The following is a 12466-nucleotide window of genomic DNA, read 5'->3' on the forward strand; positions in this document are numbered from 1 at the left end:
CGCCAGGAGCCCCAGCGCCCCGGTCCCAAGCGGCCCCAGGGCCAGCCAGCCCGAGGCCGCCATCTCACGCGGGGGCAGCTTGTGCAGCATCAGCCGCAGCACCAGGATCGCCAGCACGCTGCAGGCCAGGGGCACGGAAAATGCCCAGAGCGCGTAAGAAAGGATCAGCATCCGCCACGCCGCGGCCGGGTCGGACAGGTGCGGCAGCAGCGCGCCCGCGGTCGCGGCCGCGACCTCGGCCGCGACGATCGGCAGCAGCCAGACCCCGGTCATTGCGGGCAGCGTGTGGTCCTGACGGACGATCATCGCCAGCGGGATGCCGATCCCGACCGCGACGGACAAAGCCGCATCGCACCACCACAACGCCACGGCCGCACCGACCGCGCCCTGCCCCCAGCAGGGAACGCCGAAGGCCAGCAGGCCGCCGATGACCGTCGCCAGCCCCATCGGAATGGTGCCCAGGAAGGTCGCCATGACCGGATGGTCGAAGATGCGCCGCGCCTCATGCGGGTACAGGACCCAGCGCGCCGCGTACAGCCCGGCGAACAGCAGCCAGAGCAGGCCGGCCACCCCCCACAGGGTAGTGGAAACGACCTCGGTCGCCGCGGTGCGGAAGGGCGCCTGGTGCAAGGCCAGCCCCAGCACGCCGGTGCCCATCGTGACGGCGAACCAGTTGGGCGCGAAGCGCCGGATGACAGGATACGAATCGTCGTCGCAGGCGCGACGGGACAGGGTAGGGAACTGCGCGCTCATAAGGACGGGACCATTTTTCCGGGACGTGATCCGTGGACGATGCGCCGATCCGATCAAACATAAAAATAGATTGTTAAGATAGAATTGATCTGAAAATCAGAACAAATATCACCATATGATGCACGGCGTCTGTCGGATGGCATGGATGCCCGCATCGCCCGGTCATTCATCGGTGCGCACCTGGCCGGCCGGCATCGCCGCGACCATGATTTGTGTCCTTTGTGACACAGGCACCCGGCATGGGTTTATTCGACAAGGGGGCTTATCGTTGCGACATATTATATGTCCGCAACAAATATTCCTGAATAATATTATGTAAATTCATGACATACTATGACACATATCAATCCTGCGGAACAAGCTGGCCAGTTATCGGCATGGGCGCCGGGGCGGGTATGCGATGCTCACCCACTGTTGCAGATGAACAACAGATTATGAAGAATTTGCGACACCCCGTCCGACCGCCGGTCGACAAGCTGGAGGAACGATGTAACTTTTATTAACGCGAAGTAATAGGAAAGTTACAGAATGACCCCTCGGAACAGAAAGTGGATGTTGCTGGCATTTTCCGCATTCGGCGGAACGCTGGTAACCTCCGCCTTTGCCCAGACGGCGGCTTCCCAGACGGCCACGTCACTGACCAGCGCCGCGTCCGTCGCCCCGGCCGGCGGCACCTCGGGCGCCGGCAATGCCGAGAATGTGGTGGTGACGGGCTCGTTCCTGCGAAGCTCGAACAACACGGCCGCCGATCCGGTGCAGATCATCACGTCGCGCCAGATCCAACAGACCTCGGCGACGAACCTGGGCGACTATCTGTCCCGCCTGCCCTCGATCGGCTCGTCCGGCACGGGCAATACCCAGACCAACGGCGGTGATGGCGTCTCCTGCACCGACCTGCGCAATCTGGGGCAGAATCGCGTGCTGATCCTGATCGACGGCAAGCGCACTGCCATCAATGGCCAGGCCGCCTGTGTCGACCTGAACTCCATCCCGCTGAACGAGATCGCGAGCATCGAGATCCTCAAGGATGGCGGCTCGGAACTCTATGGCGCCGATGCGGTGGCGGGTGTCGTCAACATCAAGCTGCGCCACGACGTGAACACGGCCAACCTGATGGTCAAGGGCGGGGTCAGCCAGTATGGCGACGGGCTGTCCGGCCTGATCTCGGGCACGAAGGGCTTCAATTTCGACCATGATCGCGGCAACATCACGATCTTCGGTCAGTACAACACGACGCAGGGCATCCGCCAGCGGGACCGCGACTGGTCGGCCAATCCGCAATTGTCCAACCCCGTCGCCGGGCCGGGCGTGACGCCGGTCTATGGATCGTCAATTCCGCCTGCCGCGCGCGTGCTGGATGCGTCGGGCAATCTGAACCTGGTGTCGGACCAGAACGGCACGACGTTCCATGACTTCACTAAGGCCGATCGCTTCAATTTCGGCCAGTACCAGTACCTGACGAACCAGATCCAGAATTCATCGCTGAGCGGCGACGCGCATTACGATGTCGACCGGCATCTGGATGTGTATGCCAACGTCCGCTACAGCCACCGCACGTCCTTCATGCAGATGGCGGCCTCGCCGGTCACCGGCAGCATCTATCCGTCCACCCTGCCCAGCAGCTTCGTCCTGCCGGCCGGCAACCCCTATAATTACTGGGGCGAGGACGTCGATCTGTACAAGCGCATGAACGATCTGGGCCCGCGCCGCGAGAACAACGCGACCGACACCTATACCGTGATCGCGGGCGGCAAGGGCGAGCTGTGGTACGGCTGGAACTATGACGCGTCCATGACGTACGGCTGGAACCAGACGACCGATTCCTACAACAACATGGGTAATTACGCCCATCTGGAGCAGGAACTGGGCGTGCAGCAGCTCGACCCTAGCGATCCGAACAGCGCGGTGGTGTACAACCCGACCGTGTGCACCAGCCAGCCCGGATGCGTGCTGCAGAACCCGTTCCAGCCCTATTCGGCGGCCGCGGCGAACTACGGCAAGTTCACCGAGCACGATCACGCCTATTACCAATTGCGCGACTTCAACCTTCGACTCAACAACGACAAGGTCGCCAAACTGCCCTACAAGAACGGCGGCAATCTCGGTCTGGCCTTCGGCATGGAGCATCGCAGCGAGCAGTTGAGCTATTCGCCCGATCCGCTGGTGGCCTCGGGGCAGACGACGGGCAATACCTCGTCCTATACCGGCGGCGGCTTCAACGTGAACGAGGTCTATGGCGAAGCGCAGCTGACGCTGCTGCACAATGCCCCGCTGGCCCGCGACCTGACGGTCGACGCCCAGGGCCGCTGGTCCAGCTACAACACGTTCGGCTCCACCCAGAACTGGAAGAGTTCGATCGTCTGGGCGCCCACGCGCGACGTGCGCTTCCGCGCCACGCTGGGCACGTCCTATCGCCAGCCGAACGTCTATGAACTCTATGGCGGTTCGTCGCTGGGCTATGCCGCCGCGGTCGATCCGTGCGCGCAGGCCGGTTCCTATGGCGGCCTGTCCCCCAATGTGATAGCGAACTGCATGCGGCAGGGCGTGAACCCGGCGACCTTCGTGGATGCGAATTCCGGCCAGGTGCCGACGATTTCGGGCGGCAATGCCAAGCTGCAGCCCGAGACCGGCCGCACCTATACGATCGGCGCCGTGCTGACCCCGCGCTGGGTACGCGGCCTGTCGGTTTCGGTCGATTACTGGCACTACACGCTGAAGAACATGATCAGCCCGCTGCAGACCCAGTATATCCTGGATGGCTGCTATACGGGCGCCAACCCGGGCTATTGCAGCGATATCTCGGCCCGCACCAACACCGGGCAGTTGACCACGGTCACCGGCCTGGACCAGAACCTGGGCGGCCTGAAGACCAGCGGCATCGATTTCGACCTGGATTACCGCCTGCGGCTGTCGCCGATGGACGTGCTGACGCTGTCGAACAATTTTCAGCAGATCGTCAGCTACCTGCAGCAGAACGAGCCGGGGGGCGCGTGGTTCAACTATGCCGGGCGCCTGTTCTATCAGGGCGGCGTGGGCATCCTGGATGGCGGCGGCATTCCGCGTGTGACCGATTACGCCACCGCGACGTGGCAGCACGGTCCGTTCGCCCTGACCTATATGATGCATTACACGGGCGGCATGGTCTGGAACAACGGCACCCAGGACCTGACGGCCAAGACCGCCGGCCAGTGGCGGACGCCGGGGATCTTCTCGCATGACCTGACGCTGGCCTATCGCCTGCGTAACTGGAACTTCGAGGCGGGCGTCAACAACATCCTGGACAAGAAGCCGCCGTTCGTCTTCGACTCGGCGTCCAACACCAACCTGGCGCAATACAGCACCCTGGTGGTCGGCCGCTATGTCTTCCTGCAGGCCGGCGTGGATTTCTGACGCGATCACCATGTGATTGCTGACGGGCAGTGGTCTTCGCGGCCACTGCCCTTTTTTTATTCGGCGGCCCAATCGCGACATGTTCTAAATTATCTTTTATCCCATGCAGGCGCGCCAGGATTGGTGCACTGACAGAACATTGTTATCCTGCCGCGATCGCGACCGAACACGCTCGACCGACCGAACCGGACGCATTCCGCGGGCGGGGGCGCGCAATCGCGGGCATACCCCATGCCGGACCGGTCGAACGACAGACCGACATGAGATACACACGATGAATCGCAAACTCCTTCTCTGCGGCGCGGCCCTCGGGCTTTGGATGTACGCCGCCGCCACGCTGCCTGCCGTTCCGGCTCTGGCCGCCGAGCATGCGGCGCAGGACGCCCCGCAGGACGATGACGGGAAATCTTCCTTCGCCCCCTTCGATTTCACCCCGCGGCAGAAGATCTCGGACGGCATCGTCACGGTCCGTGGGCAGAAAATCGCCTATCAGGCCGTCGCGGGCACGCTGATCGTGCATCCCCGCGACTGGGACGACGCGGCCCCGGAAAAGAAGGGCAAGCCGGGGGACCAACCGGTGGCGGCGATGTTCTATGTCGCCTATTTCAAGAAGAACGTGGCGCCGGCCGCGCGGCCGATCACCTTCATCTATAATGGCGGTCCCGGATCGGCCACGGTGTGGCTGCATATGGGCGCCTTCGGCCCGCGGCGGATCGTCACGGCCGACGACACCCATACGCCTGCGGCGCCTTACAAGCTGGTCGACAATGACGACAGCCTGCTGGACGTCACCGACCTGGTCTTCATCGACGCGCCGGGAACCGGATTCGGGCGGATCGGGGGCAAGGACAAGGAAAAATCGTTCTACGGCACGGACCCCGATGCCTGGGCCTTTACGGATTTCATCGCCCAGTTCCTGGGCCGGTATCACCGCTATAACGCGCCCAAATATCTCTTCGGCGAAAGCTACGGCACCACGCGGTCGGCCATCGTCGCGAACATGCTGAAGCAGGACAAGGAGATCGACCTGAACGGGGTCATGCTGCTGTCGCAGATCCTGGATTACGACAACAGCATCGACCGGGCCGAGGCCAATCCCAGCGTCGATCAACCCTATGTCCTCGCCCTGCCCAGCTATGCCGCCACCGCGTGGTATCATCGCAAGCTGCCGCACCAGCCAGCGGACCTGAAAACATTCCTGCATGAGGTCGAGCATTTCGCACTGACCGACTATGCCGGCGCGTTGCAGGACGGCACGGCGATCACCGACCAACGGCTGAACGAGATCGCCGCCCGCCTGCATGATTATACGGGCCTGCCGGTCGATTACATCAAGCGCGCCAATCTGCGCGTCAATGGTGGCGAATTCGAAAAGACCCTGATGGCGGATGAGGACACCGATACCGGCCGGCTCGACAGCCGTTTCTCGGGCGCCTCGATTGACCCGCTGTCGCAGCATCCGTTCTATGACCCGATGGATTCGGCGATGGGCTCGGCCTATCTGTCGGCCTTCAACGATTATGCCCGCGACGTCCTGCATTATGGCGGCGACAGCCCGACCGGCGCCTATGAGGAATACAAGGCCAGCGCCCATTCCATCGGCAAATGGTCCTTTACCCACGAACAGCCCGGTGTCCCGCATTCGAATCGCGGCCTGCCCAACGTCCTGCCCGACCTGGCCATGGCGATGAAGGAAAATCCGATGCTGAAGGTGCAGCTCAACCAGGGCTATTTCGACCTGGGCACGCCCTATTTCGAAGGCGTGTACGAAATGCGCCACCTGCCGATCCCGCGCAAGCTGGCCGGAAATATCGAGATCCATCAATATATGTCGGGACACATGGTGTACGCCCATGCACCGGCGCTGAAGGAACTGCACGACAACGCGGCGGACTTTATCCGCCGGACGGATAATTTGCCGCACTGAACGACCCCACACTTGGCGCGGCTTGCCTGGTGGCATTCGCAACGAAAGAGCCACGCCAAGTATGGGCATGTCGTAATTGGGTTATCTATCCGGTTGATTTCCGGCCATGATCGAAATGACGGTTGGGGATGGACAATCCTCGACGGCAGTAGAGTTTTTAAGTGCCTTGAAAAAATAATTCCATAAAAATAATTTTATTATTTCGCAATCAATCCTATTGCAAACCATCCCATTCCGCTACGTAGCGCGGCTTCGCGGCCCAGGGATTGTACAAAATTTATAAAGTAATTACATAACATACTGACTTCATACATCTCGTTTCATAATGCGCAATACGTACGTTGCGAAAATGCAACCTGTGGACATTTTTCGACACATGATGGACGCAGGATGTTGCAATTTCGTTGCGAACCCGGAGCATATGGTCCTGGAGCTTCGCTCGCGTTTTTTATTTTTTCCTTTCAACTTCAATGCAGGTATTTCATGGCCTTATGCAGTGAAACACGGCGTCAACATGCACTTGCGGCGCCCGACCGGGTCAGGAAGCGACGACGCCATCCAACTCTCGATGAAACCCGTCCGGGCAATCGCGGCCTGCTGCCATGCGCCACGGCGCTGATCGCCGCGGCGGCGATTCCGGCCCTAGCCACTGCCCAGACGGCTCCTGCGATCACCCCGACCCCGACCCACCAGCACAAAAGCACGACCCACCACCATGTGCCAGCCAAGCCGATGGCCAGGACGACGCATGTGATGCCTTCGGCCGCGCCTGCAACCATGGCCGCGCCGATCCCGGCCCGCTCGTTCACGAATCTCGCCGCGGCCAGTCCGCGACTGGTCGACGCGGCGGCACCGGAAGCGGTCGTCGTCACGGGTTCGATGCTGTCCACCTCGGCCAATCAGGGAGCCGACCCCGTCCAGATTATCACCGCGACACAGATCCAACAGACCGGCGCGACGTCGATGGGCGACTACCTACAGCGCCTGCCCTCGATGGGATCGGGCGGCACGTATAACAGCCAGACCAACGGCACCGCTGGCGCGGCCTGCGCCGACCTGCGTAACCTGGGCCAGAACCGCGTCCTGGTTCTAATTGATGGCAAGCGCACGTCGCTGAACGGTGAAAATTCCTGCGTGGATCTGAATACTATTCCGATTCAGGCCGTTCAGAGCGTCGAAATCCTGAAGGATGGCGGTTCGGAACTGTATGGCGCCGACGCCGTGTCGGGCGTCATCAACATCAAGCTCAAGCACAACATGAACGACGCGAACATCACCGTTCGCGGTGGCATCACCGACCAGGGCGATGACCGGACGGGCATGATCTCGGGCTACAAGGGCTTCAACTTCGATCACGACAAGGGCAACATCACCATCTTCGCCCAGTACGAGACCGTGGGCGGTGTGCCGCAGCGCGATCGGTCCTGGGCCACTCCGGTGGCGGTTACCAACAATCCCACGGGCCAGCAAGCCTATGGCTCATCCATTCCGCCCGGCGGCAACATCTTCACGGCGGACGGCAACTACGAATGGTCGACCAGTAACAACGGTACCAGCATCCATAACTTCACGGATGCCGACCGTTACAACTATGGGTCACAGCAGTGGATTTCGAACGCTTACCAGGATGCCACGGCGAACGGCGATTTCCACTACGACATCAACCGGCATTTCTCGGTCTATGCCACTGCGCTGTATTCGCACCGTGCCACCGCCGTCACCCTGGCGGGCGAACCGACGTCCGGCAGCGTTCCTCCCTCCAACCTGCCGAACGCCTTCATCCTGCCGGCGAACGCCCCCTACAACCCGACCGGCCCCAACGGCCTGGCCACGCTCAGCGGCCTGTATTCGGGCGCGCCGCAGGACGTCTATCTGTACCGCCGCCTGATCGAACTGGGCGACCGCCGGTTCGAAAGCCAGACCGATACCGTGACCGGAAAGTTCGGCGTCCAGGGTGAAATCACCCATCACTGGATGTACGACGTTTCCTACACGTACGGCGCCAACCAGTACGCTGACCAGGGCGAGAATATCGGCAGCTATCAGAACCTGATGAACTCCTACGGGATCCAGCAGCTCGACCCGTCGGATCCGAACAGCGCGGTGACGTACAACCCCGCGGTCTGCCAAGCCTCCGCAGGCTGCCAGTTGGTGACGAACGCGTTCTCGCGCCTGACGCCGCAGCAGATCAACTATATCAACTATACCACCCATGATGGTGGATCATATCAGATGCGCGACCTGAACGTGCGCATCCACAACGACAAGGTCGCGACGATGCCGTGGGCCGGTGGTGGAGCGTTCGGTATCGCGCTGGGCATGGAACATCGCAGCGAACAGCTGAACTATAACCCGGACCCGCTGGCGGCCGCCGGGCTGAGCATGACGAATACCAGCCAGTACACAGGCGGCGGCTTCAATGTCAACGAAGCCTATCTGGAAGGCAGGGCGCAGCTTTTGCACGATGTCGCCTTCGCGCATGACCTGACGATCGACGGCCAGGGGCGTTTCTCCTCCTACAACACGTTTGGCAGCACCGAGAACTGGAAGGTATCCATCAACTGGGCGCCGATCCGTGACATCCGCTTCCGCGCTACGCTCGGCACGTCCTTCCGTCAGCCGAATGTCTATGAACTCTATGGCGGCCAAGGCCTGAGCTATCTGGCGGGCAACGATCCCTGTGCGGGCGGCAGCTATGCGATCAGCGCGACCGTCATCGCGAACTGCATGAAGCACGGCGTGGTCAACCCGCAGACGCTGGTCGATGCCAATTCCGGCCAGATTCCGTCGCTGGTCGGCGGCAATGCCAGCCTGAAGCCGGAAACCGGCCGCACCTATACCGTCGGCACCGTCATCACTCCGCGCTGGACGCCTGGCCTGTCGGCTTCGGTCGAATACTGGCACTACACGCTGAAGAACATGATCGCCGCGCTGTCGCCGCAATATGTCGCGAACCAGTGCTATCAGTATAACAACCCGAAATACTGCAACCAGATCGACCGATCAGCGCTGACGGACCAAATCAACGACCTTTCGACGATCGACACGAATGTCGGTGGCTTGCGGACCAGCGGTATCGATTTCGACCTGGATTACCGCATTCGCGTCACGCCGGAGGATGTGTTCGTCCTGCATAACAATTACCAGCAGTTGATCAGCTATCTGGAACAGTTCGAACCGGGCGGCGCGTGGGACAATCTAGCCGGCCGCTTGATGTATACGACAGGCAACGGCCAACCCCGCGTGCGCGACTACGCGACCGCGACCTGGATGCACGGCGCGTTCAGCTTCACCTATATGATGCAGTATATGGGTGGCATGCAGTGGAACGACGGACAGACCGACCTTGCGACCTATAACGCGCAGTCGATCGCGGCCGGCAATGGGCCGCTCTATGGCTACACGCACACGCCTGGCATCTTCACCCATGACGTGTCGGTCGGCTATAATTTCCGTCGCTGGAAATTTACCGCTGGTGTCAATAATATTCTAAACAAGAACCCACCATTCGTGCAGGATTCGACGGAAAACAGCGCCTCGGGGCTTTATTCCAACCTGTTCATCGGCCGCTATATCTGGGCACAGGCCGGCGTGAACTTCTGACCTTGTCAACATCGCATTTCGCATACCTCCCTCCGTCATTAAAGCGGGGCGATCGTGAAGCGGAGCCACATGGACCGGTGCAGCCCGTGGGTCGTGCCGGAGTCTGGCGGACGGCGCGTCTGTTCGGGGCGCGCCGTTCTGCTTAGCCCGCCGTGAACAGGCGGTTACGGCGCGGAGTGAAAGAAAGAAATGGTGAAGAAATGAAACGCGCTATTGGATCCTACCTTGACGACAGTCCACGCAGCAGGCGTGTGTCCCTGACCTTTCTTACCGCCTTTGCCATGCTGGGGTGTGGATTGGCGGGATCCGTGACGCCTGCCGGATCCAGCCTGGCGGCGGCGAACGACATACCGCACCCGGACCAGGCAAGGCTGCGCCAGACGGTGGCGGCACTGGTCAGGTTCGGCACGCGGCATACATTGTCCACCACAACAGATGACCACCGAGGGATCGGCGCGGCACGGCGCTGGGTCGCGGACCGCTTCATGGCAGACAGCGCCGTTTGCGGCCGATGCCTGACGATCGAGACGATCGGCGACCGGTTCACCGGACCGCGCGCTCCGGATGGGGTGCGGATCGAGGACGTGCTGGCCATCCAGAAAGGCATGACGGATCCCGATCGGGTGGTAATCGTGGAGGCCCATATCGACAGCCGCGTCAATGACGTGATGGATGCGACCACCGACGCACCGGGCGCCAACGACGACGCGTCGGGTGTGGCCCTAGTGATGGAGGCCGCGCGCCTGCTGTCACGGCGACATTTCCCGGCGACGATCATCTATGCCGTCTTGTCGGGCGAGGAACAGGGATTATGGGGCGGCGAACTTCTGGCCCGTACCGTGAAAGCTCGAGGATGGCAGGTCGCCAGCGTGCTGAACAACGACATCGTCGGCAACACCCACGGGATCGGTGGCGAACATGTCGACAATCGCGTCCGCGTGTTCAGCGAAGGAATCCAGACTGCCGCCGATACCACTGACATCAAGACGCAGCGTGCGACGGGCGGCGAGGATGATTCCCCCTCGCGTGCATTGGCCAAGGCCATCGTGGCACAAGCAGCGGCGCATCCGGCCATCGGGTTGATGGTGCGGGCGGTACGGCGGCCGGACCGCTTCATGCGCGGTGGTGACCATATTCCCTTCCTGGCTGAAGGCTTCCCCGCCGTTCGCTTCACCGAAGCGGTGGAGGATTATGACCGCCAGCATCAGCGCGTGCGGGTGGAAGACGGGCGCTTCTACGGTGACACGATCGATTTTGTGGACTTCCCGTATCTCGCGCGGGTGACAGCGTTGAACATGATCGTACTGTCCAACCTGGCATCCGCCCCCGCCGCACCGGTCAAGGCGACGATCACCGGCGCGCTGTCCGACGACACCACCGTGACCTGGGCGTCGGTGCCGGGCGCCGCATCCTATCGGGTCAGTTGGCGCCTGGCCGACGGCACCGCCTGGACAGACCATCACGTCGCGCCGGCCGGCGCGACGTCGCTCGTCCTCAAGAATGTCAATATCGACGATCATTTCTTCGGCGTATCTTCTGTTTCGGCGAACGGCGCCCAGAGCCTGGTGACCTTCGCGGGCATGCCGCCGCGCCCCCTTCCCGGCCACACGCATTAGTCCCAGCAAGCGCTTGCTGCATGCCGTTCTCGTTACGAGTTGGGCGCATATGCTCATGGAGAGAGATTCGCAGTTTTTTATTTTCCTTTCAACTTCAATGCAGGCATTTCATGGCCTTATATGGCGAAACGCTGCGTTAGCGTAGCATTGCGGTACCCAGTCAGATCCGGAAGCGACGGCGCTATCCGACTCTTATTGAAACCCACTCCGGCAACCGCGGCCTGCCAAATGGAAGGGCCGGAGCGGTCTGTCAGATCGACGCACCGACCCGAAGGTGCCTTCTTCAACTGTCCTGTCGATCGAAGAAGAAGCAATCGTCGTGGCGTTCCGCCGCCATACCCTGCTGCCCCTGGATGACTGCCTTTAGGCATTACAGGCGACGATCCCGCATCTGACACGCTCTTCTACCTCGTGGGTACGCGGAGTGCGTGACCGAACAGATAAATGTAAAAATTAATTATAATTAATTTCTAGATGAGAATTTATAAGCCCTGCAAAGAAAAAATTCTCTCGGACGACAAATATTATTGTGGATAATTTATTTAATTTAAATTTATTAATTTTAAATCTGATTCGTTAGGAGAATCACGTTCATTCACAAGGGAATGGGCTTTTGGATTGCCCCAGTCCGTGTGCGGGGAGCGGGGCCGGCGCTCCCTAGCCGGAACCAGCGTTGCAAAAATAACAGATAGCACTGCGCGTCCGACTGATTCGTGCGGAATTGCCACTAAAATCATATATAATATGATACACAGTCGAAAAAAAATTCTGGGAAATTTTTAAAAAAATAACGATATACACTTTATCTTTGTATCATTTCATATGTTTTCCATCCGGCTCAATGTTGCTAAAATGCCACGTGTGGACAATTTCAACACAATCCGTTCCACCCATGTTGCCTTCTTGTTACGAGTTGGGCGCATATGCGTCCCGGAGCATCGCTCGAGCTATTTCTTCGTCTCAACTTCAATGCAGGTATTTCATGGCCTTATACGGCGAAACACCGCGTCAGCGTACCCTTGCGGTACCTGGTCAGGTCCGGAAGCGACGGCGCTATCCGGCTTTCATTGAAACCCGCCCGGGCAGCCGCGCCCTGCTGCTGGGCGCCACGGCGCTGATCGCCACGGCGGCGATTCCGGCCCTGGCCGCCGCCCAGACGGCCCCCGCGACCACCGCC

At 60.7% G+C, this 12466-nt stretch carries 6 protein-coding genes and 1 pseudogene; 6 read left to right on the plus strand and 1 reads right to left on the minus strand.

What is annotated here, in order from left to right; genetic code table 11:
- A partial coding sequence (locus HUK84_RS05005; RefSeq protein WP_456306659.1) for an SLAC1 family transporter occupies nt 1-753 on the minus strand: 753 nt, incomplete at its 3' end.
- Nucleotides 754-1305: 552 nt separating this feature from the next.
- On the opposite strand from HUK84_RS05005, the gene HUK84_RS05010 reads away from it, so the two are divergent.
- The 6 genes and pseudogenes from HUK84_RS05010 to HUK84_RS05030 form a co-directional block, all read left to right on the plus strand.
- The gene (locus tag HUK84_RS05010; protein ID WP_246285403.1) at nt 1306-4143 is read left to right on the plus strand and encodes a TonB-dependent receptor domain-containing protein; all 2838 of its coding nucleotides are present in this window, start codon (nt 1306-1308) and stop codon (nt 4141-4143) included.
- A gap of 274 nt (nt 4144-4417) precedes the next feature.
- Nucleotides 4418-6070 (plus strand): S10 family peptidase, encoded by a 1653-nt coding sequence (locus tag HUK84_RS05015; RefSeq protein WP_246285404.1) that lies wholly within the window; start codon nt 4418-4420, stop codon nt 6068-6070.
- Nucleotides 6071-6553: 483 nt separating this feature from the next.
- A complete protein-coding gene (locus HUK84_RS05020; RefSeq protein ID WP_176639285.1) occupies nt 6554-9673 on the plus strand; it encodes a TonB-dependent receptor domain-containing protein in 3120 nt (1039 codons plus the stop codon).
- A gap of 200 nt (nt 9674-9873) precedes the next feature.
- Nucleotides 9874-11289, plus strand: coding sequence for a M28 family peptidase (locus HUK84_RS05025; protein WP_218064222.1), 1416 nt, complete (start codon nt 9874-9876; stop codon nt 11287-11289).
- Nucleotides 11290-11512: 223 nt separating this feature from the next.
- Nucleotides 11513-11653 (plus strand): annotated as a pseudogene (locus HUK84_RS23850) (IS481 family transposase); the annotation flags it as partial.
- Nucleotides 11654-12271: 618 nt separating this feature from the next.
- On the plus strand, nt 12272-12466 hold a 195-nt coding region (locus HUK84_RS05030), incomplete at its 3' end, for a hypothetical protein (RefSeq protein WP_218064223.1).

It is taken from the genome of Nguyenibacter vanlangensis, assembly GCF_013376155.1.
GTDB lineage: Bacteria > Pseudomonadota > Alphaproteobacteria > Acetobacterales > Acetobacteraceae > Gluconacetobacter > Gluconacetobacter vanlangensis.

What these genes read in the sequence shown, in the direction of transcription:
- HUK84_RS05010 (WP_246285403.1), top strand. Translation starts at nt 1,306, where the DNA reads ATGTTGCTGGCATTTTCCGCATTCGGCGGAACGCTGGTAACCTCCGCC.
- HUK84_RS05025 (WP_218064222.1), top strand. Translation starts at nt 9,874, where the DNA reads ATGAAACGCGCTATTGGATCCTACCTTGACGACAGTCCACGCAGCAGG.
- HUK84_RS05020 (WP_176639285.1), top strand. Translation starts at nt 6,554, where the DNA reads ATGGCCTTATGCAGTGAAACACGGCGTCAACATGCACTTGCGGCGCCC.
- HUK84_RS05015 (WP_246285404.1), top strand. Translation starts at nt 4,418, where the DNA reads ATGAATCGCAAACTCCTTCTCTGCGGCGCGGCCCTCGGGCTTTGGATG.